The 22540-nt window shown below is 65.3% G+C and carries 21 protein-coding genes; 5 read left to right on the top strand and 16 right to left on the bottom strand.

Going from position 1 to position 22540, the window contains the following annotated elements:
- The first annotated feature begins 90 nt into the window (after positions 1–90).
- Both AC1RMD_RS15170 and AC1RMD_RS15165 read left to right on the top strand, forming a co-directional pair.
- Entirely contained in the window at positions 91–492 is a 402-nt protein-coding gene (locus AC1RMD_RS15170) for a tautomerase family protein (RefSeq protein WP_492927506.1), read from the top strand.
- Complete coding sequence (locus AC1RMD_RS15165; RefSeq protein ID WP_492927505.1) at positions 489–1046, top strand: DUF4865 family protein; 558 nt, start codon at positions 489–491, stop codon at positions 1044–1046. The genes AC1RMD_RS15170 and AC1RMD_RS15165 overlap by 4 nt, the downstream gene beginning before the upstream one ends.
- Here the strand turns inward: AC1RMD_RS15165 and AC1RMD_RS15160 are convergent.
- From AC1RMD_RS15160 to leuS, 12 genes are all read right to left on the bottom strand, one after another.
- The gene (locus AC1RMD_RS15160; protein WP_492927504.1) at positions 1043–2500 is read right to left on the bottom strand and encodes a flagellin N-terminal helical domain-containing protein; all 1458 of its coding nucleotides are present in this window, start codon (positions 2498–2500) and stop codon (positions 1043–1045) included. The genes AC1RMD_RS15165 and AC1RMD_RS15160 overlap by 4 nt on opposite strands.
- 91 nt (positions 2501–2591) lie before the next feature.
- Entirely contained in the window at positions 2592–4187 is a 1596-nt protein-coding gene (locus AC1RMD_RS15155) for an SEL1-like repeat protein (RefSeq protein ID WP_492927503.1), read from the bottom strand.
- A gap of 19 nt (positions 4188–4206) precedes the next feature.
- A complete protein-coding gene (locus AC1RMD_RS15150) occupies positions 4207–6480 on the bottom strand; it encodes a putative bifunctional diguanylate cyclase/phosphodiesterase (RefSeq protein ID WP_492927670.1) in 2274 nt (757 codons plus the stop codon).
- A gap of 7 nt (positions 6481–6487) precedes the next feature.
- A complete protein-coding gene (locus AC1RMD_RS15145; RefSeq protein ID WP_492927502.1) occupies positions 6488–8644 on the bottom strand; it encodes an HDOD domain-containing protein in 2157 nt (718 codons plus the stop codon).
- Positions 8645–8793: 149 nt separating this feature from the next.
- Positions 8794–10074 carry a multidrug effflux MFS transporter gene (locus tag AC1RMD_RS15140; protein ID WP_492927501.1) on the bottom strand — a complete coding sequence of 427 codons (1281 nt, stop codon included), beginning with the start codon at positions 10072–10074 and terminating at the stop codon, positions 8794–8796.
- Between the two features lie 12 nt (positions 10075–10086).
- Complete coding sequence (locus tag AC1RMD_RS15135) at positions 10087–11289, bottom strand: THUMP domain-containing class I SAM-dependent RNA methyltransferase (protein WP_492927500.1); 1203 nt, start codon at positions 11287–11289, stop codon at positions 10087–10089.
- 31 nt (positions 11290–11320) lie between these two features.
- Positions 11321–11923, bottom strand: coding sequence for a 2-hydroxychromene-2-carboxylate isomerase (locus AC1RMD_RS15130; RefSeq protein WP_492927499.1), 603 nt, complete (start codon positions 11921–11923; stop codon positions 11321–11323).
- Between the two features lie 10 nt (positions 11924–11933).
- On the bottom strand, positions 11934–12350 hold the full coding sequence (locus AC1RMD_RS15125) for a CopD family protein (protein WP_492927498.1): 417 nt from the start codon (positions 12348–12350) through the stop codon (positions 11934–11936).
- Positions 12351–12358: 8 nt separating this feature from the next.
- Positions 12359–13630: a glutamate-5-semialdehyde dehydrogenase gene (locus AC1RMD_RS15120; RefSeq protein ID WP_492927497.1), complete on the bottom strand. Its 1272-nt coding sequence runs from the start codon at positions 13628–13630 to the stop codon at positions 12359–12361.
- 122 nt (positions 13631–13752) lie between these two features.
- Positions 13753–14769, bottom strand: coding sequence for a DNA polymerase III subunit delta (holA, locus tag AC1RMD_RS15115; RefSeq protein WP_492927496.1), 1017 nt, complete (start codon positions 14767–14769; stop codon positions 13753–13755).
- A gap of 9 nt (positions 14770–14778) precedes the next feature.
- On the bottom strand, positions 14779–15351 hold the full coding sequence (locus tag AC1RMD_RS15110; protein WP_492927495.1) for an LPS-assembly lipoprotein LptE: 573 nt from the start codon (positions 15349–15351) through the stop codon (positions 14779–14781).
- Positions 15352–15362: 11 nt separating this feature from the next.
- Complete coding sequence (leuS, locus tag AC1RMD_RS15105; protein WP_492927494.1) at positions 15363–17993, bottom strand: leucine--tRNA ligase; 2631 nt, start codon at positions 17991–17993, stop codon at positions 15363–15365.
- 142 nt (positions 17994–18135) lie between these two features.
- Between leuS and AC1RMD_RS15100 the strand changes: the two genes are divergently transcribed.
- The 3 genes from AC1RMD_RS15100 to map all read left to right on the top strand — a co-directional run bounded on the left by AC1RMD_RS15100 (position 18136) and on the right by map (position 20212).
- Positions 18136–18894: a DUF6597 domain-containing transcriptional factor gene (locus AC1RMD_RS15100; RefSeq protein WP_492927493.1), complete on the top strand. Its 759-nt coding sequence runs from the start codon at positions 18136–18138 to the stop codon at positions 18892–18894.
- Between the two features lie 72 nt (positions 18895–18966).
- Positions 18967–19332, top strand: coding sequence for a VOC family protein (locus AC1RMD_RS15095; protein ID WP_492927492.1), 366 nt, complete (start codon positions 18967–18969; stop codon positions 19330–19332).
- Positions 19333–19378: 46 nt separating this feature from the next.
- Positions 19379–20212 carry a type I methionyl aminopeptidase gene (map, locus tag AC1RMD_RS15090; RefSeq protein ID WP_492927491.1) on the top strand — a complete coding sequence of 278 codons (834 nt, stop codon included), beginning with the start codon at positions 19379–19381 and terminating at the stop codon, positions 20210–20212.
- Here map and AC1RMD_RS15085 read toward each other — a convergent pair.
- The 4 genes from AC1RMD_RS15085 to dapB all read right to left on the bottom strand — a co-directional run bounded on the left by AC1RMD_RS15085 (position 20199) and on the right by dapB (position 22525).
- Positions 20199–20525: a barstar family protein gene (locus tag AC1RMD_RS15085; protein ID WP_492927490.1), complete on the bottom strand. Its 327-nt coding sequence runs from the start codon at positions 20523–20525 to the stop codon at positions 20199–20201. The genes map and AC1RMD_RS15085 overlap by 14 nt on opposite strands.
- Positions 20525–20950 carry an ExbD/TolR family protein gene (locus tag AC1RMD_RS15080; protein WP_492927489.1) on the bottom strand — a complete coding sequence of 142 codons (426 nt, stop codon included), beginning with the start codon at positions 20948–20950 and terminating at the stop codon, positions 20525–20527. Before AC1RMD_RS15080 ends, AC1RMD_RS15085 begins: the two co-directional genes overlap by 1 nt.
- A 109-nt stretch (positions 20951–21059) precedes the next feature.
- Positions 21060–21719, bottom strand: coding sequence for a MotA/TolQ/ExbB proton channel family protein (locus tag AC1RMD_RS15075; protein ID WP_492927488.1), 660 nt, complete (start codon positions 21717–21719; stop codon positions 21060–21062).
- Positions 21719–22525, bottom strand: a complete 807-nt coding sequence (dapB, locus tag AC1RMD_RS15070; protein WP_492927487.1) for a 4-hydroxy-tetrahydrodipicolinate reductase — start codon at positions 22523–22525, stop codon at positions 21719–21721. The genes AC1RMD_RS15075 and dapB overlap by 1 nt, the downstream gene beginning before the upstream one ends.
- Positions 22526–22540: the final 15 nt, after the last annotated feature.

The following is a 22540-nucleotide window of genomic DNA, read 5'->3' as shown; positions in this document are numbered from 1 at the left end:
TTATCGAACCATCCATCAAAATATTCCTGATTTTCAGGATCAAAATAGCCCTGTATCGTGGACCTGTCAATCACCCAACCGGAGGCCGTCATGCCCATGAGTCGCATTTCTCTACTGAAAGGAAAATCGCCCGAGTACCTGGCCGCGCTGTCGCACAGCCTGCACCGCGCCATGGTCGAGGCCTTCAACGTGCCGCAACAAGACCGTTTCCAGCTCATCCAGCAACACGAAGCGCATGAACTGGTCTTCGACCGCGACTACGAAAGTCCGGCCGGCCCGCGCTCCGACGACTTCGTGCTGATCAACATCACCACCGGCAAGCCGCGCAGCACCGAAATGAAGCAAGCCTTCTACCGCCGCCTGGTGGAACTGCTGGCCGAAGCGCCGGGCCTGCGGCCGCGGGATGTGATGGTGGTACTGTCCAGCTCGCAAGGCGACGACTGGTCGTTCAGCGGCGGCGCCCCGGCCGCCAGCCTGTGGAGGCCGGCATGATCGCGATGCAATACAGCTTCAGCCTGCCGGCCGACTACGACATGGCCATCGTGCGCGAACGCATCGGCAGCAAAGGGCCGCTGCTGGACCAGCTGCCGCACCTGGCCTTCAAAGCCTATCTGTACGCCGAGCGCGGCGACTCGCAGGAAAACCTGTACGCGCCCTTCTACCTGTGGCACAGCGAAGAAGGCATGCACGACTTCCTCAACGGTCCCGCTTTCGCCGGCGTGGCGCAAGCCTTCGGCTGGCCGTCGGTGCGCAGCTGGACGCCGTGGCACGCCAGCGTCGGCCAGGCGGTGCGGCAAGCGCGCCACGCCACCCGCAGCGTCGAGGCGATCGCGCCCCACAGCGACCTGGCGCAGCTGCGCCGGCGCGAAGAGCAGCACGCGCGCCACGCCCTGGAGTGCGGCGCGCTGGCGGTGGTGATCGGCTTCGAGCCGGGCAACTGGAGCATCGTGCGCCTGTGCCTGTGGCGCGGGGAACCGGCGCTGCCGCCGCTGCAGCACGAACAGCGCTACCGGGTCGGCCACGTGTCGGCGCCGGGACGGGACTAGCGCAGCAGTAGCAGCGCGCCGCGCGGCTGGGCGTTGGCCTGGGCCAGCATCGAGGCGCCGGCCTGGCGCAGGATGCTGGCGCGGGTCAGCAGCGCCGTCTCGCTGGCGTAGTCGGTGTCGCGGATGCGCGAACGCGCCGCCGCCAGGTTGTTGGCGCCGCTTTCGGCGTTGCCGGCCGCCGCCGCCAGCCGGTTGCTGGCCGCGCCCAGCAGGGCGCGGATGCTGCTCACCTCGTCGATCTTGCCGTCGTAGTAGGCCAGCGCGTCGGACGCGCCGACGTGGTTGCTCAGGTCCTGCACCGGTTCGCCGCCGCTATACACATCCTGCTGCACCACCTCCGGCGGCCCGACCACGACCGAGGTCTGCCTGCCGGCGCTCAGTCCCGCCGCCGCCGGATTGGCGCCGGTAATCGACATCGAGTGCGGGCCCGGCCGCACGGCCTCGGTCACGGTGACCGTGCCCTTGTTCGCCCCCACGGCCAGGCCCAGCGAGCCAGCGCTGCCGGGGTTGGATTCGGAGATGACGATATCGCGGCCGTCGGCGGCGCTGAGCGTCAGTGTGCCGCCGACCGCGCTGGCCGTCACGCCGCTGGCGCCGGATGCCGCGCTGATGGCGCCGGCGGCGCTGGCCGCCCGGATCGCGGCGGTGTTGCCGGCGATGGCGCCGATGTTGACGCCGTTGATGGAAAAACTGGCCGCCGCCAGCGCGCCGTTGGCGCCGACCGCGCCGGCCACCGTGGTGGCGGCGCTGGCCGTCACATTGCGCACATTGGCGCCGTTGATCGCGGCCGCCACCGCAAAGGCGCTGCCGGCGCTCTGTCCCGGCTGCGCCCCGGCCGCCGACGCGCCCACCGCCACGCCGTTGATGACCAGATCGCCATTGCCGATCGCCGCCACCACCGCCGTGCCAACCGCCGTGACCTGCTCCGGCGCGACACTGACATTTGCCTTGTTGGTGCCGATCGGCGCCAACGCGTGCGGAATGGCCAGCGCCAGCGTCTGGTTGGCCTCGGCGCCGACCTGCAACTGCTGCGAGAACGTCCCGTCGAGCAAGCTCAGGTTGTTAAAGCGGGCGCCGGCGACGATGTCCACATTGGACGCGACCAGCGCGCTCACCTCGTTCTGGATGGCGGCGCGGTCGGTCTTGCTGTTGCTGTCGTTGGCGGCCTGCACCGCCAGCTCGCGCATGCGCTGGAAATTTTCCAGCAGTTGGCCGGCCGCGCCATCGGCCACCTGGATCAGGGAAATGCCGTCGTTGATGTTTTGCCGCGCCTGGTGCAAGCCTTTGATGCCGGCGGTCATGCGCTCGCTGATGGCCAGCCCGGCGGCGTCGTCGCGCGCCGAGTTGATGCGCTGGCCGCTGGAGAGTTTTTGCAGGCGCACAGCCATGTCCTCGCCCGCCAGCGCATAGCTGCGCTGGGCGTTCAGTGCGGACAGGTTGGTGTTGATCTGCATGCCGTATGCTCTCGATGCCGCCACGGAATGACGGTTGTCGATAATCTAACGGCAAGAATCGGCGCGACTTGAGCTGCCGCACGGCAAAAATTTAACTGGGCAACAGTTCCAAGCGTTCGCGGGCCTGGGCCAGTTGGGCGCCGTCCATGCGGGCGGCGGTGTTTTTCAGATAACGTCCGGCGGCCGCATAGCCGCTGCGCTCGGCCATCGCCAGCCACATCCAGGCTTGCGCCAGATCGGCGCGCACGCCCTGGCCGACCATGAACATCAGCCCCAGGTTGAACTGCGCGCGCGCATGGCCCTGGCCGGCGGCCCTCAGATACCAGTGGTGCGCCTGGGCGTAGTCCTGCGCCAGCCCCTGGCCGTTGTCGAAGCGCAGGCCCAGCGTGAACTGCGCCAGCGCGTGCCCCTGCCCGGCGGCCTTGGCGTACCAGCCGTTGGCCTGGGCGCAATCGGGTTGCGGACCGTCGTCCTTGTCGAACAGCAGGCCCAGGTTGTACTGGGCCGCCGCGTAGTCCTGCTCGGCGGCGCGGCGATACCAGGCCATGGCCTTGCGGTCGTCGCGCGGCACGCCGCGTCCCGTTTCATAGCGCAGGCCGAGGTCGAACTGCGCCCGCAGATGCCCCTGGTCGGCCGCCTTGCGGTACCAGAAGATCGCCTCCTGGTGATCCTGCACCACGCCGTGGCCGGCGTCGTACAGCATGCCCAGGTGGTATTGCGCGCCGGGATAGCCCTGCTCGGCCGCCTTGCGGTACCAGAACTGCGCCTGCTCGTAGTCCTGCGCCACGCCCTGGCCGTGGTCGTAGCGCAGGCCCAGATTGTTCTGCGCCGCCGCGTGCCCCTGCTCGGCCGCCTTGCGATACCAGTCCAGCGCCTTCTGCTCGTCGCGCGGCACGCCCTGGCCGTTGTCGTAGATCAGGCCCAGGTTGAACTGCGAGCTGGCGTGGTCCTGCTCGGCCGCGCGGCGGTACCACAGGATGGCCTTCTGGCTGTCCTGGGCGATGCCGTCGCCCTTGTCGAAGCGCAGCGCCAGGTTGAACTGCGCCGGCGCGTAGCCCTGGTCGGCCGCCTTGCGGTACCAGGACATCGCCTGGCCCACGTCCTGCGGCACGCCCTGGCCGTTGTCGTAGCGCAGGCCGAGGTTGAACTGCGCGCGCGGATAGCCCTGCTCGGCCGCCTTGCGGTACCAGGCGATGGCTTGTTTGAAATCCTGCGGCACGCCCTTGCCGGTGTCGTACATCATGCCGAGATTGTTTTGCGCGCCGGCGTCGCCCTGGTCGGCCGCCTTGCTGAACCAGTGCATGGCCTTGTGGGTGTCGGCGTCCAGGCCCTGGCCCTTGGCGTACAGCCAGCCCAGGTTGTACTGCGCGGCGGCGTAGCCCTGCTCGGCCGCCAGCTGGTACCACGCGGCCGCTTCCTGGTAACTCTGCTCGACGCCCTGGCCCTTCTGGTACATCACGCCCAGGTTGTACTGCGCGTGTTCCAGGCCGGACTGCGCGGCCTGGCGATACCAGACCACCGCCAGCTCGTAGCTCTGCGCCACGCCCTGGCCGTTGAAATACATGAAGCCCAGGCTGTGCTGGGCATTCGCCACGCCACGCTCGGCCAGCCCCTTGACGCGCAAGAACTCGGCGGTGTAAGTGCTGCCGTGATTGGCGTCTGCTTCGTTGGGGCCGTATTTCGTCATGCTGTTCTTCTATGCTGCGTCAGGCCTGGATCGCGACCATTGCCGGTTGGGTGTCTAGGTTGGGAACCACGTGCAGCACATGGGCCGAAGGCATCGCCGTCAGGCGGCCCTGGTCCTGCAGCACGTCCATGAAGCTGGCCAGCGAAATCGGGCGGTGGTACAGATAGCCCTGCATCGTGGTGCAGCCGTTCGCTTGCAGGTAGCGCGCCTGCACCTCGGTCTCCACGCCCTCGGCCACCAGGTGCAGGCCGAGGCCGCGCGCGATCGAGATGATCGCCAGGATCACCGGGTAGTGGCCGTTCTCGTCGTGGATCTCCTTGACGAAGGACTGGTCGATCTTGATCGTGTGGATCGGGAAGCGGTGCAGATACGACAGCGACGAATAGCCGGTGCCGAAATCGTCGATCGCCACCGACACGCCCAGCTGGCACAACTTGTTGAGCTGCTCGATCGCGTACTGCGGATTGCGGATGCAGATGTTCTCGGTGATCTCGACTTCGATCTGCGCCGGCGAAATGCCGTAGCGCGTCAACGCGCCGCGCATCTTCTCGAAGAAGTCGCCGCGGTCCAGGTATTGCGGCGACAGGTTCAGCGACAGGCGGATCGCCTCGCCGCCGGCCGCGTTCCATTGCAGCAGGTCGCGGCACAGCGCGCCCAGCATCCAGTCGGAGATCGGCAGCATCAGGCCATTCTCTTCGGCGAACGGCAGGAACTCGCCGGCCGAAAGCAAGCCGCGCTGCGGATGGTTCCAGCGCATCAGGCCTTCGGCGCCGATGATGCGGCCGCTGGCGACGTCGACCTGCGGCTGGTAATACATTTCCAGCTCGTTCAGCTCGAGCGCCTTGCGCAGGCTCTGCTCCAGCGCGATCTTCTGGTGCGACACGTCCAGCATCGAGTTGTGATAGAAGCTGTGGCCGTTCTTGCCCAGCGCCTTGACCTGGTACATGGCGATGTCGGCGTGGCGCAGCAGCTCGTCGATGGTCTCGCCGTCGCCCGGATAGATGGCGATGCCGATCGAGGCCGAGATGTGCACCTCGTGGCCATCGAGGTCGAACGGCTTGTGCAGGCTTTCGAGGAATTTGTCGGCGATGGCCTTGGCGTCCTGGCGGTCGCGCAGCTCCGGCAGCACGATGGTGAATTCGTCGCCGCCCTGGCGCGCCAGCGTGTCGCCGCGGCGCAGGCAATCCTTGAGGCGGGTGGCCACCTGCTGCAGCAGCTCGTCGCCCTTGACGTGGCCCAGCGTGTCGTTGACCAGCTTGAAGCGGTCGAGGTCGACGAACATCACGGCCAGCTCGGTCAGTTTGCGCTTGGCCTGGATCACGGCCAGGCCCAGGCGGTCCTTGAACAGCATGCGGTTGGGCAGATCGGTCAGGATGTCGTGGTAGGCCTGGTAGGAGATCACTTCCTCGGCGCGCTTGCGGTCGGTGATGTCGCGCGCCACGCCGTAGGTGCCGAAGAACTCGTGCTTTTTGACCTCGTGGTCGGGGATGTGCATGCCGATCGCGTTGAGCGAAATCGTCATCAGCGTGTTGTTGAAGGTGCGCTCGATGCCGCTGCCGGTGTTGCACTTGAGGCGCAGCTCGACGTTGCGCGAGGCCCGTTCGTCGACCCGGCGCTCGTTGAAGGCGTAGCGCGCGCGCTCCTGGTCTTCGTCGTGCACCAGCACCGAGTAGTGGCGGCCGATCAGCTCTTCGCGGGTAAAGCCCAGCAGCTGCTGCACGCGGTCGTTGACGAAGGTGAACTTGCCTTCGTGGTTCAGGGTGTAGATGATGTCCGGCGAGCTGTCCACCAGGTAGCGGTACATCTTCTCCGAGTTCTCCAGCTTGGAGGCGATGCGCTCGTTGTCGATCGCCAGGCGGCGCTTTTGCAGCGCGTTCTCCACCGTCTTGAGCAGCTCCTCGCGGCTGTAGGGCTTGCGCAGGTAGTCGTAGGCGCCGCGCTTCAACGCGCCGATCGCCGCCTCGATGCCGACATCGCCGCTCATGACGATGACGTCGCCGTCGATCTCCTTGGCGTTGATGAAGTCCATGATCTCGTGGCCGCTCATGTCCGGCAGCCGCAGGTCGAGCAGGATCAGGTCGAATTTCAGCCTGGTCAGCTGGGCCAGCGCCTCGCTGCCGCAGGTCGCCGTCACCAGGTGGTAGTCGCGGTCGCGCAGCAGTTCGTACAAGGATGACAGCAAACGCGGCTCGTCGTCTACGAGCAGGATGCGCGGGCAGTTGTCGGTGGAGAGGGCGACGGGGGCGTGGTCGTCCGCGGTGACAGCGGTTAGGCTGGCTGGGTTCAGGTTCATCATGGCCTTAAACTGAATCCATCGCCCGCGTTTGCACGCCGGCGACTTGACTGGTGCTGCCACGGGCGGGCAGCAGGATTTCGAAGGTGGTACCCGTCTTACCGGAGCGGCAGGTGATCAGGCCCTGCATTTTCTTCACCAGGCTGTGGACGATGGACAGGCCCAGGCCGTGGTGCGCGCCTTCCTTGGTGCTGCGCACCGCGGAGAACAGATTGGCCAGCACCTCGGCCGACAGCCCGGGACCGGTGTCGCTGACCACCAGTTCCAGGTAAAGCTTGCGTTCGCGGTTGACGTGACCGCGGTTCGAGATTTCGATCTTGCCGCCGTCGGCCAGGGCTTCGACGGCGTTCTTGATCAGGTTGACCAGTATCTGCTTGAGCAGGTCGGCGTCGCCGTCGATCTCGGCCGGCTCCTCCTGCATGCGCACCACGATCTGCACCGAGGCCGGCACGAAGTCGGTGGCGCGGAACAGGCGCAGCACGTCGTCCACCACGCGCCCGACATCGGTCACGCGCGAGCTTTCGGTCGGCTGCAGGTCGGCCAGGCCGTTGATCAGTTGCCCGACCCGGTCGATCTCCTCGTTCAGGATCGACATCTCGCCCACCACCGGCTCGCGCTTGGCCAGCTTGCCGTCCAGCACCGACAGGTAGTTCTTGATGATCGACAGCGGGTTGTTCACCTCGTGCACCACGCGGCGCGAGGCTTCGCGGTATTCTTCGGCCACGTGGGCGATCTGGCGCCTGGTGTGACCGCGCTCGCTGATCGCCGTTTCCAGCGCGGCGGCGGCCTGGGTGCCGAACGATTGCAGGAAGCGCTCGCGCTTCTGGAAGCTGGCCATCTGCCACGCCGGCGCGCCGCCGATCAACACGCCCAGGCAGCGCTGGTTGGCCACCAGCGGCAGGCATACCATGGCCTCGCTGCCGAGGATGCGGAACAGCTGTTCCTCGGCCACGCTCAGCGCCTGCTGAGGGTTGCCCTCGCGGCTGACGAAGGTCAGCTTGCGCTGCGTCGCCGCCTCGGCCACCACGCCGCCCTTGTTCAGCGGGATGACCAATTCGGCCAGCCGCTGCTGCTGCTCGCCGGTGGCGGTGCCGTGCAGCGCGTGGCCGGTCGGATTCTCCAGCAGCACCACGGCGTTCTCAAAATCGAACAGGATGCGCGCCGAACGCGTCATCGCATCCAGCAGGCCGGCTTCGCCCTGCTGGCGCGCGAAGGTCTGGCCCATCTCGGACACCAGCACCATATTGCGCACTTCCTCGGACAGCCGCTGTTGCACCGGATCGACCATCGGCGCCGCATAGGCGCTCGGCGTCGGAATATCGTCGGCGCCGGCCAGGTCGATGCCCAGGTAGGCGGCCGACTTCTCCACCTGGCGGGCGGCGCTGCTGACGATCTGCTCCAGCTTCTCGGGGTCCAGGCCGCACAGGTGGCCGGCCTCCTCGATGGCTTGCCCCTGGTCTTCGTGGAAGCACAGCAGGTGCGCCAGGCGCACCACGCGGATCAGCGGATGGGCCGACTCCACGCGCGAAATCGGCTCGTGGTGATACAGCACGCTGTCGGCCAGGAAGGAATCGAGGTGCCAGCGTTCGATCAGCCAGGCGCCCGCTTCCGAGTGGGTGATTTGCAGGGTGCGCTGTTCGACCGCGCACAGGTCCTCGTCGTCGCGCGCCATGAAGTTGAACGCGTATTCCTTGGGCGCGGTGGCCAGCAGCGCCAGGCGGCCGACGTTGTGCAGCAGACCGGCCAGGTAGGCTTCCTCGACGTGCGGGTACTCCATCTGCTTGGCGATGTCGCGGGCGATGACGGCGGTGGTCAGCGAGCCTTTCCAGAAGCCGCGCAGGTCGGTGCTGCTCGAATGCGGGAAGCTGTTAAAGGTCTGGAACACGGATTCGCTGATGACCAGCGTCTTGATCATGTCGGTGCCCAGCGACACCAGCGACTGCTCCAGGCCGACCACGCGCGCGTTGCGGTGGTAGGCCGAGCTGTTGGCGACGGTCAGGATCTTGCTGGTCATCGCCGCATCCTTGGCGATCAGGGCGGCCAGCTCCGGCATGCCGGCGTCGTCGGCCTGCAAGTGCTCAATCAACTTAATGAGTATCTGCGGCATCGCCGGCAGACGGGCAATCAGCAGGCGATTGCGAATATCATGGTCAGGTTGATGCATCGTATCAAGCGTTGTCTGGGCCGGGTGCGTTGTGCAAAAATCGTGGAAAAAAATTACAACCAAAAAGTTATACTAACATAAAGTCTTGTAGTAACTTAACAGCAAGTAAGATTTCTTTCTAAACTAACTCAATTTCCTGCCGTTAATAATTATTGGCCCGGATGGCGTAGAAGCATGCTCCGGTAATAGCGCGACGTCAACCACAAAACGAGAGCAGAGGCACTAAATGCCATCTGTCCCGCGGCTAGCCACAGCGCGGAGTGTGATAAGAAGGGTGCGATCACCCCCGCCACCAGCGCGCCCAGCAGGGTGGTGGCGAAAGATTGGCAGGAAGCCACCGTTCCGCGGATGTGCGGGAACAAGTCCAATGCCAGCAAGGTCGCGCCCGGCGCGACCACCGACATGCCGAAGGTATAAAAGAACATCGGCGCCACCGACCACGGCAGCGCAGGCGGCAACAACAAGTGGTAGCAAAGGTTAAATATCGACGCCGCCAGCAGGAAACAAAAGCCAATACCAATCTGTCGCGAAAATGTCATCCTTCCGGCAATCCGGTTGGCCGCCAGCGCGCCGAGGAAAATCCCGCTCACCGACGGGATGAACAGCCAGCCGAACTGCGAGGCGCCCAGCCCCAGGTGCTGCGGCAGGAACACCGGCGCCGACGAGATGTACAGGAACAGGCCGGCGAAATTGAAGGCCACCACGCCGGACTTCATGTGGAACAGCGGCGAGCGCATGATCTCGCTGTAGTTACGCAGCAGGAAGTGCGGATTGAAGGGCTGACGCTTTTCTTTCGGCAGCGTCTCCGGCAGGCGCCGGTAGCAGTAGATGAACAGCAGCACGCTGTAGGCCAGCAGCGCCAGGAAGATCGCCCGCCAGTCGAACAGCGTGACCACCCAGCCGCCCAGGATGGGCGCGATGGCCGGCGCGATCGAGAAGATCATCGTCACCATCGACAGCAGCCGCGCGGCGGCGGCGTCGTGGTACAGGTCGCGGATGATGGCCCGCCCCACCACCACGCCGGCGCCGGACGACATGCCCTGCAGGATGCGGAACACCCACAGGTAGTGCACGTTGCTGGCGGCGGCGCAGCCCAGCGTGCCGATGGCGAACATCGCCAGCGACACCAGGATCACGTTGCGGCGGCCGAAGGCGTCCGACAGCGCGCCGTGCCACAGCACCATGCCGGCGAAGGACAACATGTAGAAGGTCAGGCTTTGCTGGACCTCGATCGGCGTGGCGTGAAGCGTGGCCTGGATATTCGGGAAGGCCGGCAGGTAGGCGTCGATCGAGAATGGCCCCAGCATCGACATCGCCGCCAGCGTGGCGGCCAGCGCGCCGGCGCTGAGGACTTTCATGTGCGACGGCGGCGGTTCCGGCACCTCCGCGACAGGATCCGGGGGAAGATAGTCTGGAGGTGTAGGGAACATGTGACGTGGTGCTTAGACTTCTTTAGGCTTGGCCGCTTCGCGGCGGTTGAAGCCCGCCACCATGTCGAAGCGGAACAGACGGCATTCCAGCGCGCCGTTGAAGAAAGGCGTCTTGCGCGATTCCTTCAAACGCAGCAGCTTGGGCAGGCCCAGGTCGGCCGTGAACAGGAACACCGTCCAGCCGGCGAAGCGCTGCTTCAAGGTGGTCGACAGCGCCGAGTAGAAGCTGCCCGCCAGTTCGTCTTCCGGCAGCGTGCTGTCGCCGCGCACGCCGATACGCTCGCCGTACGGCGGGTTGGTCAGCAGGATGCCCGGCTGCTCGGTCGGCGCCTTCACTTCCTGCGCCTCGATCTGCTTGAGCGGCACGTCGAACATGATGCCGGCGCACTTCAGGTTGTGGCGGGTCATCTCCACCATGTCGCCCGAGATGTCGGAGCCGAAGATGGTCGGCGACGCCGGCAGCGGATTGGCCTTGATCGAATTCTTCATCTCGTTCCACGGCGCCGGGTCGAAGTCGTTGAAGGCTTCGAAGGCGAAGCGGCGGCGCGCGCCCGGAGGAATGCCCTGCACCATCTGCGCCGCTTCGCACAGGATGGTGCCGGAGCCGCACATCGGGTCGAACAGCGGCATGCCCGGCTTCCAGCCCGACACGCGCAGCAGGCCGGCGGCCAGGTTCTCGCGCAATGGCGCGTCGCCGGTTTCCTCACGCCAGCCGCGCTTGAACAGCGCTTCGCCCGAGGTGTCGAGATAGATGATGAACTGGCGCGCGTCGAGGAAGCCGACGATGCGCATGTCCGGTTCCTTGGTGTTGACCGAAGGACGCTTGTCGAACTGGTCGCGGAAGCGGTCGCAGATCGCGTCCTTGATTTTCAGCGTGGTGAACTCCAGGCTTTTCAGCGGGGACTTCACGGCGGTGACGTCGACCCGGATGGTGTGGTCGTAGGTGAACCAGTCTTCCCACTGCTGCGCCAGCACCAAGTCGTAGATGTCGTTCTCGTTCTGGTAGCCGGTGACGGCCATGCGCATCAGCACGCGCGAAGCGATGCGCGAGTGCAGGTTGATGCGGTAGGAATCGAGCAGCTCGCCGGAGCAGTGCACGCCGCCCGGGACCTGGTTGTGCACCTTCAGGGTGGTGCTCAGCAGGGCGATTTCGCCCAGTTCTTCGGCCAGCGCCGCTTCCATGCCGCGTGGGCATGGGCAAAAATAGGATGCCATAGGTGTACCTTTTGTCCGTTAAAAAAACTATTTACTTCTGCATTGCTCTTTCCAGGAAGTCCAGGCGGTCCTGGCCCCAGAAACTTTCACCATCCAACACATACCACGGCGAGCCGAACACGCTGGCCGCCGTCGCGTCTTCCGTATTGCGGTCGTACTCGGCCTGCACGCTGGCCGTCTCCGACGATTTGATCAAGGCCTTGCCATCGAGGCCGCAGCTGCCGGCGATCTGCGCCAGCGTCTCTTCATCGCCGATATTCTTGTCCTCCGCCCACAGGCCGCGCATCACCGCGAACGACAGCGCCAGCGCCACGTCCACGCCGTGCGTCAGGCGCGCGGCGATCACCATGCGGTTGGCCAGGTCCGGCGACACCGGGAAAAACTTCGGCTGCACGTTCAGCGGAATGCCGAGGAACTCCGACCAGCGCGTCAGCTCGACCAGGCGGTAGGCTTGGCGCTGCGGTGCGCGCTTGGCCAGCGGCAGGCCGCCGGACAGGCCGAACACCTTGCCCAGGTCGACCGGGCGCACTTCAACCTGCACGCTGTGCTGGCGCGCCATGGCGACAAAGCGCTCGTGGCCCAGGTAGGTCCACGGCGAATGGGCGGCGAAAAAATACTGGCAGACTTTACTCATGACACTCCGATCAGAAGGGTTTGACGACAACCAGCAGCACGATCGCCAGCATCATAAACACCGGCATTTCATTGAAGACGCGATACCACTTGTGGCTGCGGGTGTTCACGCCCTTCTCGAACTTTTTCAGGATGCCGCCGCAGGCATGGTGATAACCGATCACCAGCACCACGAAGAACAGCTTGGCGTGCAGCCAGTGCGGCATCTGCGCGCCGTACTGCATCCACACCAGGATCACGCCGAACACCACCGCGAACACCGACAGCCACATCGAAAAACGATACAGCTTGCGCGCCATCGTCAGCAGGCGCTGGGTCGAGACCTCGTTGTTCTCCATCGACAGGTTGACGAAGATGCGCGGCAGGTAGAACACGCCCGACATCCAGGAGATCACGAAGAAAATGTGCAGCGCTTTAATCCAGAGCATATGTCTCCTTATTGACGGGTTTCGCCGTGACCGAACACGACGTACTTCAGCGAGGTCAAACCTTCCAAACCAACCGGGCCGCGCGCGTGCAGCTTGTCGTTGGAGATGCCGATCTCCGCGCCCAGGCCGTATTCGAAACCGTCGGCAAAGCGCGTCGACGCGTTGATCATCACCGACGCCGAATCGACTTCGCGCAGGAAGCGCATGGCGTCCGTGTGGTCTTCGGTGACGATGGCTTCCGTGTGCCTGGACGAGTAATGGTTGATGTGCTCCATCGCCTCGTCGATGCCGGCGACGATCTTCACCGACAGGATCGCGGCCAGGTACTCGGTCGACCAGTCTTCCTCGACGGCGGCCACCAGGTGCGGGTAGCCGGCGGCCGACAGGATCGCCAGCGCTTCCGGATCGGCGCGCAGCTCGACCTGCCTGGTCGCGTACATCTTGGCCAGTTCCGGCAGCACCGCCGGCGCGATCGCGCGCGCCACCAGCAGCGTTTCCATGGTGTTGCAGGTGCCGTAGCGGTGGCACTTGGCGTTGAACGCGATGTCCAGCGCCTTCTTCATGTCGGCCTTGGCGTCGATGTAGACATGACAGATGCCGTCCAGGTGCTTAATCATCGGCACCGTCGCCTCTTCGATCAGGCGCGCGATCAGGCCCTTGCCGCCGCGCGGCACGATCACGTCCACGTACTGCGGCATGGTGATCAGCGCGCCGACGGCGGCGCGGTCGGTGGTGTCGACCACTTGCACGCCATCGGCCGGCAGACCGGCGCCCAGCAGGCCTTCCGTGACCAGCTTGGCCAGCGCGCGGTTGCAGTGGATCGCTTCCGAGCCGCCGCGCAGGATGGTGGCGTTGCCGCTCTTGATGCACAGGCCGGCCGCGTCCACCGTCACGTTGGGACGGGATTCGTAGATGATGCCGATCACGCCCAGCGGCACCCGCATCTGGCCGATCTGCAAACCGGACGGACGGAACTTCAGGCCCGAGATTTCGCCGATAGGGTCGGGCAGCGCGACGATCTGGCGCAGGCCTTCCACCATCGTCGCGATGGCCTTGTCGGACAGCGCCAGGCGGTCCAGCATGGCCGGGGCCAGGCCGTTGGCGGCCGCCGCATCCATGTCGAGCTGATTGGCGGCGCGCAGTTGCGGCGCCTCGCGTTCGATCGCGTCGGCGATCAGCGTCAGCGCGCGGTTGCGGGTCGCGCTGTCGGCGCGGGCCATGGCGCGCGATGCCTTGCGCGCCTGCTGGCCCAGTTGTTCCATGTAGTGCTTGATATCCATAGCTATCCCTCAGTTCTTTAGAAACTGGCTCAAAATGCTCGCAGCTAGGCGTGGCGCCGAAGACAGTGCGTTAGCACGGCGAGGCGCCACAACGACGCTGCGGGCATTTTTAGCCAGTTTCCCTAACCGCGTGCGACTTTCAAGGCCAACTGCAGCATCGAGTCCCACGCGTCGCCGGCGTGCGCTTTGGCGCGCAAGCCCTTGATCATCTTGTCGACCTGCGCCGCGTCCCGCATCGCCGCTTCCAATACAGGCAGCGAAATGCGGCGCAGCGCCGGCTCCATCATGCGTTCCTTCGGTCCCCAGATACGATGCTCCTTGAGCAGCGCACCCAGCGGACGGCCCTGCGCCATGCCCGCCTTCAGCTTGAGCAGCGTGCGGATCTCTTCCGACACGGCCCACAGCACCAGCGGCAGCGCTTCGCCCTCGCCCTTCAAGCCTTCCAGCATGCGCACCAGACGCGCCGGATCGCCCGACAGCATCGCTTCACTGAGCTTGAACACGTCGTAACGCGCCACGTTCAGCACCGCATCGTGCACCTGCTCGTAGGTCAGCTTGCCCGGCTCGTGCAGCAAGGCCAACTTCTGTATCTCCTGATGGGCCGCAAGCAGATTGCCTTCAACGCGATCGGCGATGAAATCGATGCTCTGTCTGTCCGCGCTTTGCCCTTGTGCGGCAAGGCGCTGGCCTATCCAATTGGGTAACTGCGCCCGTTCAATCTGGGGGATGTCGATATACACCGCCGCCTGCTGCAGACTGGCGACCCAGGCCGCCTTCTGCGTCTGCCAGTCCAGCTTGGGCAGCGTGATCAGGGTCAGGTTGTCCGGACTCAGATCTTTCACATAATTCTGCAGCGCCGCGCCGCCATCCTTGCCCGGCTTACCGGTCGGGATGCGCAGCTCGATCAGCTTCTTGTCGCCGAACAGCGACAGCGCCTGGTTGGACGCCAGCAGCTCGCCCCACTTGAAGCTGCGCTCCACGGTCAGCACATCGCGCTCGGAATAGCCTTGCGCGCGCGCCGTCTTGCGGATCTTGTCGGCCGCTTCCAGCGCCAGCAGATGCTCGTCGCTGGTGATCACGTACAGCTGGGACAGCGACTTCGTCAAATGGCCGTCCAGCGCTTCTAACCGCAGTTGCATCGCGCGTCCTTACTGGCCGAGGGCCGGCCGCGGCGGCGGCAGCGACACCTGCAGCGGCTTGATGGCCGCGATACGGCGCATCATCTGCTGTACCAGGTCGGTCTGCATATCCTTGTACAGCAGCGCCTCTTCCTGTTCCTTCGCCAGCAACTGGGTTTCGTTGAAGTCGATCGGGCGGGTCAGCAGGATCTGGGTGCTGCCCAGCAGCTCCTTGCCCTGCTTGTCCAGCACGCGGAACACGATGTTGTACGACAGCAGATACTGGCTCACGCGGCCGTTGCGGTTCAGCGTCAGGATGGTCTTGGAACGGGTTTTCTCGGGGTCGGACAGCACCTCGATCACGCCGTCCGCATCCTTGGCCGCGCTGACCACGGTGGTGCCGCCGTTGGCGCGGATGTTGCGCTTCAAATCGATCGCCAACGGCGACGCTTCCGGCAGTCCGACGTACATCGACGGGAACGGCAGCGTGTAGTGGCCGCCGTCGCCGCGCAGATGGAAGCCGCAGGCCGACACGGTCAGCGCCACGGCCAGCACGGCGGCGCCCAGGCGGCCGCGCCGGAACAACTCGGAAGTAGTAAGCATGTGCTATCCAGTTAAACCACGATGTTGATCAATTTGCCCGGCACCACGATGATCTTCTTCGGCGTGCCTTCGATGAACTTCTGCACCGCTTCGTTGGCCAGTGCCGCCGCTTCGATGCTCGCCTTGTCGGCGCCCTTGGCCACGACCACGCTGCCGCGCAGCTTGCCGTTCACCTGGATCATCATTTCGATCTCGGACTGCTCCAGCGCCGTCGGGTCCACCTGCGGCCACTGCACGTTGAGGATGTCGCCGTGCGCCTTGGCGTAGCCCAGTTCTTCCCACAGCACGTGGGTGATGTGCGGAGCGACCGGGTTCAGCAGGCGCAGGAAGATCGCGTAGCCTTCCGCCAGCGACGCGGCATCCGCCTCCTTGGCCGATTCCAGCGTGTTGAGCATCTTCATGCAGGCCGATACCACGGTGTTGTACTGGATGCGCTTGATGTCGTAGTCGGCCTGCTGCAGCACCTTGTGCAGCTCGCGGCGCAGGGCTTTGCCGGCGTCGGTGGTGGCGACTGCGGTCAGCGGCGCGCCGGCGGCGGCGATCGCTTCGCGCTGCGCGTAGCCGAAGGCCCACACGCGGCGCAGGAAGCGGTTGGCGCCTTCGACGCCGCTGCCCGACCATTCCAGCGTCTGCTCAGGAGGCGATGCGAACATCGTGAACAGGCGCGCGGTGTCGGCGCCGTACTGGTCGATCTGCGCGGCCGGGTCGATGCCGTTGTTCTTCGACTTCGACATCTTCTCGGTGCCGCCGATGTTGACCGGATTGCCGTCGGCCTTGGAGGTCGCGCCTTGCGGGCGGCCCTTGTCGTCCAGCGTCAGGTCGACGTCGGCCGGGTTGAACCAGGTCTTCTTGCCGGCCGCGTCTTCGCGGAAGTAGGTCTCGTTGAGCACCATGCCCTGGGTCAGCAGGTTGACGAACGGCTCGTCGAACTTGACCAGGCCGAAGTCGCGCATGATCTTGGTCCAGAAGCGCGCGTACAGCAGGTGCATGACGGCGTGTTCGATGCCGCCGATGTACTGGTCCATCGGCATCCAGTAGTCATTGCGCTCGTCGACCATCGCCTTGTCGGCGCCCGGCGAGGTATAGCGCATGTAGTACCACGACGAATCGACGAAGGTGTCCATCGTATCGGTTTCGCGGCGCGCAGGCTTGCCGCACTGCGGGCAGTCGCACTTGAGGAAGGCTTCGTATTTGTTGAGCGGGTTGCCGGTACCATCGGGTACGCAGTCTTCCGGCAGCACCACCGGCAGGTCTTTTTCCGGCACCGGCACCACGCCGCAATCGCCGCAGTGGATCATCGGGATCGGCGTGCCCCAGTAGCGCTGGCGCGAGATGCCCCAGTCGCGCAGGCGGAAGGTGATCTTCTTCTCGCCCAGGCCCTTGGCGGCCATGTCGGCGGCCACGGCTTCGACGGCTTCGGCGTAACGCAGGCCGTCGTACTTGCCGGAGTTGGTGACGATGGAGATGTCCTTGTCGCCGTACCATTCCTGCCAGGCTTCGGTGGAGAACTCCTTACCTTCGGCGGTGATGACCTGCTTGATCGGCAAGTTGTATTTTTTGGCGAAGGCGAAATCGCGTTCGTCGTGCGCAGGCACGCCCATGACGGCGCCGTCGCCGTAGGTGATCAGCACGTAGTTGCCGACCCAGACTTCGACCTGCTCGCCGGTCAGCGGATGGGTGACGAACAGGCCGGTCGGCATGCCCTTCTTCTCCATCGTCGCCATGTCGGCCTCGATCACGGAGCCCAGCTTGCACTCGGCGTTGAAGGCGGCCAGCGCCGGATTGGTCTGCGCGGCGTGGATCGCCAGCGGGTGCTCGGCGGCCACGGCGCAGAAGGTCACGCCCATGATGGTGTCCGGACGGGTGGTGAAGACGTACATCTTGCCGTCCTGGATCAACTCGCCGTCGGCGCCCTTGATCTGGTGCGGGAAGGCGAAGCGCACGCCGGTCGATTTGCCGATCCAGTTGGTCTGCATGGTGCGCACGCGCTCAGGCCAGCCTGGCAGCTTGTCGTCGACGTAGGCCAGCAGCTCGTCGGCGTAGTCGGTGATGCGGGCGTAGTACATCGGGATTTCGCGCTTTTCGATCAGCGCGCCGGAACGCCAGCCGCGGCCGTCGACCACCTGCTCGTTGGCCAACACGGTCTGGTCGATCGGATCCCAGTTCACGGTGCCGGTCTTCTTGTAGATGATGCCTTTTTCCAGCATCTTCAGGAACATCCACTGGTTCCACTTGTAGTATTCCGGCTTGCACGCGGTCATTTCACGCGACCAGTCGATCGCCAGGCCCATCGACTCCATCTGTTCGCGCATGTGGGCGATGTTGGAATAGGTCCACTGCGCCGGCGGCACGTTGTTGGCCATCGCCGCGTTTTCCGCCGGCATGCCGAACGCATCCCAGCCCATCGGCATCAGCACGTTGTAGCCGTTCATGCGCAGGTAGCGGTACATCACATCATTGATCGTATAGTTGCGGACGTGGCCCATATGCAGCTTGCCCGATGGGTAAGGCAGCATCGAACAGGCGTAATACTTCCCTTTCGGGAAACGCGGGTCGTGCTCGACGGCTTTGTAGGCGTCGATGGCTTTCCAGTGGGATTGAGCGGCTTTTTCTACGTCAGCGGGACTATATTTATCTTGCATGATGGTGTGCGGCCAATAAGTGTATATGAACCGGACATTATAACCCAGGGGGTCAAGTCTGACATTCGGACACGGCCTCTGCTGCACTGCGGAAGAGCTCGTGTCCGAATGTCAGACTTGACCCCCGGGGTATACTGGGCGGATGTATTATCGCGAATATCCTCCCCATCCGGCGCTGGCCGCGCATGTCGAGTGCATGTGGGCCGCCTGCGCGCCGGGCGGCGCCCATACGCACCGGGTGCTGCCGGATAACTGCGTCGATATTCTCTGGCAGGACGGCGGCCGGCCCGGCTTCGCGGTCGGCATGATGAGCAGCGCCATCCTGGTCGCCAGCGGCGCGCCGCTGCGGACGGTGGCGGTGCGCTTCAAGCCCGGCGCGGCGGGCGCCTTCCTGGCCGCGCCGCTGCACGCGCTGACCGACCAGCGGGCCGATATCGACCAGCTGTGGGACCGCGGCGATGCCGACCGGCTGGCCGATGCGCTGTGGACCTGCGAGCTGTCGGACCGCGAGCGGATCGCCCTGATCGAGCATCAGCTGTTGCTGCGGCTGCGCGCGGCCGGCGCCGGCCAGCCGGGCGATCCGGGCGATGGGCTGGTCCGCCGCGCCCTGGCCGCGCTGGACGCCAGCGGCGGCGCGTTGCGCATCGAGCAGCTGGCGGCGCAGCTGGGCGTGTCGCGCCAGCACCTGGCGGCGCTGTTCCGCGCGCGGGTCGGACTGTCACCCAAGCTGTATGCGCGCATCTGCCGCTTTCGCCGCGCCACGGCCGCGCTCAAGGCCACACCCTCGCCGGACTGGGCGCAACTGGCTTTGGCCTGCGGCTATTTCGACCAGTCGCACCTGATCCACGATTTCCAGGAATTCGCCGGCAGCGCGCCCGAGCGCTTCCTGTTGGCGGCCTAGCTTCCATTTTTACAATCGCACCCGCCGCCATTGTGCCAAGATGATGTTTTCAACATCTATGTGGAGACAAGCATGATCAAGGGATTACGCACCGTGGCCTACCCGGTCACCGATCTGGCGGCCGCCAAGGCCTGGTACAGCAAGGTATTCGATACGGCGCCCTATTTCGACCAGCCGTTCTACGTCGGCTTCAACATCGGCGGTTTCGAGCTGGGCCTGATCCCGGACGGCAAGCCGGGCCGGACCGGCAGCATGGTCTACTGGGGCGTCGACGATATCGCCGCCGAAGTCGAGCGCATCGTCGCGCTGGGCGCCACCGTGCACGGCGCCATCCAGGACGTCGGCGAGAACATCCAGACGGTCGAACTGGCCGATCCGTTCGGTAATTTGCTTTGCCTGATCGACAACCCGCACTTCGACTTGAAAGCGGTGCGCTAGCGGTTGTGGCAGAATACGCGGCTTGAAAAATGAAAGAGGTCGTCCCATGTCCCGTCGCAATGCCAACCTGATCAAGTCGCCCGAGCAAATCGTCCTGGCGCGCGTCGCCGCCCAGCTGGCGGCCGACGTGCTGACCATGATCGCGCCGCACGTCAAGGCGGGCGTCAGCACGGCCTACCTCGACCAGCTGTGCAACGACTACATCGTCAACGTGCAGCAGGCGATCCCGGCCAACGTCGGCTACGGCGGCTTCCCGGCCACCGTGTGCAGCTCGGTCAACCATGTGGTGTGCCACGGCATTCCGGCGGAAGACCACATCCTCAAGGACGGCGATATCATCAACATCGACGTCGCCGTCATCCGCGACGGCTGGCATGGCGACACCAGCCGCATGTACTACGTCGGCGAGCCGTCGAAGTCGGCGCGCAAGCTGGTCGAGACCACCTATTCGGCGATGTGGGCCGGCATCCGCGCCGTCAAGCCGCGCGCCACCCTGGGCGACGTCGGCTTCGCGATCCAGACCATCGCCGAGAAGGCCGGCTACAGCGTGGTGCTCGACTACTGCGGCCACGGCATCGGCATGGTCTACCACGAGGAGCCGCAGGTGGCGCACTACGGCCGCCCGGGTCAGGGCGTGGTGCTCAAGCCGGGCATGCTGTTCACGATCGAGCCGATGATCAATGCCGGCAAGGCGGCGACCAAGGAATTGAACGACGGCTGGACCGTCGAGACGCGCGACAAATCGCTGTCGGCGCAATGGGAGCACATGGTGCTGGTGACCGAGACCGGCTTCGAGGTGCTGACCCTGGCCCCGGGCGAGACCGGCGCCAAGGCGCTGATCCCGAACGCGGTGCCGGCCGGCGTGGTTAGCGCAGCGTAAGCTTCAGGGCCGGCTTCTCGCCGTAGTCTTCGTAGCGCTCGTTGATGCCGGCCACGCAGTACGTCATCTCTTCCAGGATATCCGGCACGGCGGCCTTCATGGCCTGCGCGCCCGTGACGACGATTTCCAGCACTTCGTTCGGCTTCAGGCGGAACTTGCTCATGCCGTCTTCGTCGCGCAGATAGCTCAGGCAATCGACCCAGGCGTCCATGGTGTTGCCGTAGCCGTCGGGGAAGCCCAGCGCGGCCTTGCAGGCGGCGTGGAAGGCGTCAAAGTCGGTGATCGCCGCGCCGTTCAGTTCTGCGGTTGCCATTATTTTTTTTCCTTTTCGGGATCGGTGACGAAGCCCAATTTCGTTAATCCATTCGACTGCGCGGCCGCCATCACCTGGGCCACCACCTCGTAGCGGGTGTCCTTGTCGGCGCGCAGTTGCAGTTCCGGTTGCGGCTCCAGCCTGGCCGCTTCGACCAGGCGCGCCTCCAGCACGCCCTGCTCGACCGGGTCGTTATTCCAGAAGATCTTGCCGGCGCCGTCGATCGACAGCGTGACCGTGGCGGCCTGCTGCGGGCTCGCTTGCGCCTGCGCCTTCGGCAGGTCCAGCTTGACGGCGTGGGTGAACATCGGCGCGCTGAGGATGAAGATCACCAGCAGCACCAGCATCACGTCCACCATCGGCGTGACGTTGATGTCGGCCATCGGGCCCGGATTGCGGTGGTGGTTGAATGCGCCAAAGCTCATGCTCGCTCCTCTTAAAGCGGGGGGTCAAGTCTGACATTCGGACACGTGCTCTGCCGTAGCGGCTGCTACGGCAGAGCACGTGTCCGAATGTCAGACTTGACCCCCTCCGTTACTTCGTCAAATACGCGTGCAGGTCGTGCGCGAAGGCGTCCAGCTCGGCCAGGGTCAGCCGGTTGACGCGGTTGAATCCGTTATACGCCAATACGGCGGGGATCGCCACCGTCAGGCCGATGGCGGTCATGATCAGCGCCTCGCCCACCGGGCCGGCCACTTTGTCGATCTGCACCGTGCCGCTGGCCGACACATTGGCCAGCGCATGGTAGATGCCCCACACCGTGCCCAGCAGACCGACGAACGGCGCCGTGGCGCCGATCGACGCCAGCAAGGTCAGGCCGCCTTCGAGGCGGTTGGTGGAATGCTGGATCGCCACCCGCAGCACGCGCGTGACCTGGGCAGCATGGCCCATCTCGCCGCCCAGCGAGGCGCGGCCGGCGCTCTTCAATTGCGCGGCGCCTTGCTGCGCCAGCGGCAGGAACACTTGCTCGGGATCGGCCAGGCTCAGCGCGGCGACGCCGTCCTGCATCGACGGCGCCTCCCAGAACGCCTGCACCGCCGGCGCGCTGCGGCGGATGCGCCACGCGGCGTAGCTCTTGGCCAGGATGAAGAACCAGCTCACCAGCGACATCGCCAGCAACACCAGCGCCACGATGTGGCTGATGGTGTCGCCCTGCTCCCAGTAGCTGGCCAGGGTGAAGTGGTTGGGCGTCATCAGTTCAGCGCCAGCACGTCGTTCATGTCGTACAGGCCGGTGGCCTTGTCGGCCAGGAAGCGGCAGGCGCGCAGCGAGCCGTGCGCGTAGGTCACGCGGCTGCTGGACTTGTGGCTGATCTCGATGCGCTCGCCGGTGCCGGCGAACAGCACCGTGTGGTCGCCGACGATGTCGCCGCCGCGGATGGTGGCGAAGCCGATCGACGACGGATCGCGCTCGCCGGTCACGCCTTCGCGCGCGTAGACGGCGCAATCCTTCAGGTCGCGGCCGAGCGCGTCGGCCAGCACTTCGCCCATCTTCAGCGCGGTGCCGGACGGGGCGTCGACCTTGTGGCGGTGGTGGGCTTCGATCACTTCGATGTCGTAGCCGACCGCCAGCGCCTTGGCCGCCTGTTGCAGCAGCTTGAGCGTGACGTTGACGCCGACGCTGAAGTTGGGCGAGAACACGATGGCGGTCTTCTTGGCCGCCTCGGCGATGGCCGCCTTGCCCGCTGCGTCGAAGCCGGTGGTGCCGATGATCATCTTGATGCCGTGCTCGGCGCAATAGGCCAGGTGCTCCAAGGTGCCTTCGGGACGGGTGAAGTCGATCAGGAACTGGGCGCCGGCCAGGCCCTTGGCCAGCTCGGCTTCCACCGGCACGCCGGCCGGCTTGCCGAGGAAGGCGGCGGCGTCGCTGCCGACGTTGGCCGAGCCTGCGCGGTCCAGCGCGCCGGACAGGGTGGCGTCGGGCGCATCGAGCACCGCTTCGATCAGGATGCGGCCCATGCGGCCGCCGGCGCCGGCGATGGCGATGTTCAGGTCTGTCATGCGTCTGTCCTCGTG

This window comes from Duganella sp. GW822-FHT06D06 (assembly GCF_058799615.1).
The sequence above is the reverse complement of the archived record's forward strand: the minus strand, read 5'-3'. Positions and strand labels throughout refer to the sequence as shown.

Coding starts and splice junctions, on each gene's coding strand:
- dapB (WP_492927487.1), bottom strand. CDS start 22,525: ATGACAGACCTGAACATCGCCATCGCCGGCGCCGGCGGCCGCATGGGC.
- AC1RMD_RS15075 (WP_492927488.1), bottom strand. CDS start 21,719: ATGACGCCCAACCACTTCACCCTGGCCAGCTACTGGGAGCAGGGCGAC.
- AC1RMD_RS15080 (WP_492927489.1), bottom strand. CDS start 20,950: ATGAGCTTTGGCGCATTCAACCACCACCGCAATCCGGGCCCGATGGCC.
- AC1RMD_RS15135 (WP_492927500.1), bottom strand. CDS start 11,289: ATGGCATCCTATTTTTGCCCATGCCCACGCGGCATGGAAGCGGCGCTG.
- AC1RMD_RS15110 (WP_492927495.1), bottom strand. CDS start 15,351: ATGCTTACTACTTCCGAGTTGTTCCGGCGCGGCCGCCTGGGCGCCGCC.
- AC1RMD_RS15150 (WP_492927670.1), bottom strand. CDS start 6,480: ATGAACCTGAACCCAGCCAGCCTAACCGCTGTCACCGCGGACGACCAC.
- AC1RMD_RS15130 (WP_492927499.1), bottom strand. CDS start 11,923: ATGAGTAAAGTCTGCCAGTATTTTTTCGCCGCCCATTCGCCGTGGACC.
- AC1RMD_RS15125 (WP_492927498.1), bottom strand. CDS start 12,350: ATGCTCTGGATTAAAGCGCTGCACATTTTCTTCGTGATCTCCTGGATG.
- leuS (WP_492927494.1), bottom strand. CDS start 17,993: ATGCAAGATAAATATAGTCCCGCTGACGTAGAAAAAGCCGCTCAATCC.
- AC1RMD_RS15095 (WP_492927492.1), top strand. CDS start 18,967: ATGATCAAGGGATTACGCACCGTGGCCTACCCGGTCACCGATCTGGCG.
- AC1RMD_RS15140 (WP_492927501.1), bottom strand. CDS start 10,074: ATGTTCCCTACACCTCCAGACTATCTTCCCCCGGATCCTGTCGCGGAG.
- AC1RMD_RS15085 (WP_492927490.1), bottom strand. CDS start 20,525: ATGGCAACCGCAGAACTGAACGGCGCGGCGATCACCGACTTTGACGCC.
- AC1RMD_RS15100 (WP_492927493.1), top strand. CDS start 18,136: ATGTATTATCGCGAATATCCTCCCCATCCGGCGCTGGCCGCGCATGTC.
- AC1RMD_RS15160 (WP_492927504.1), bottom strand. CDS start 2,500: ATGCAGATCAACACCAACCTGTCCGCACTGAACGCCCAGCGCAGCTAT.
- holA (WP_492927496.1), bottom strand. CDS start 14,769: ATGCAACTGCGGTTAGAAGCGCTGGACGGCCATTTGACGAAGTCGCTG.
- AC1RMD_RS15170 (WP_492927506.1), top strand. CDS start 91: ATGCCCATGAGTCGCATTTCTCTACTGAAAGGAAAATCGCCCGAGTAC.
- AC1RMD_RS15120 (WP_492927497.1), bottom strand. CDS start 13,630: ATGGATATCAAGCACTACATGGAACAACTGGGCCAGCAGGCGCGCAAG.
- AC1RMD_RS15155 (WP_492927503.1), bottom strand. CDS start 4,187: ATGACGAAATACGGCCCCAACGAAGCAGACGCCAATCACGGCAGCACT.
- map (WP_492927491.1), top strand. CDS start 19,379: ATGTCCCGTCGCAATGCCAACCTGATCAAGTCGCCCGAGCAAATCGTC.
- AC1RMD_RS15165 (WP_492927505.1), top strand. CDS start 489: ATGATCGCGATGCAATACAGCTTCAGCCTGCCGGCCGACTACGACATG.
- AC1RMD_RS15145 (WP_492927502.1), bottom strand. CDS start 8,644: ATGCATCAACCTGACCATGATATTCGCAATCGCCTGCTGATTGCCCGT.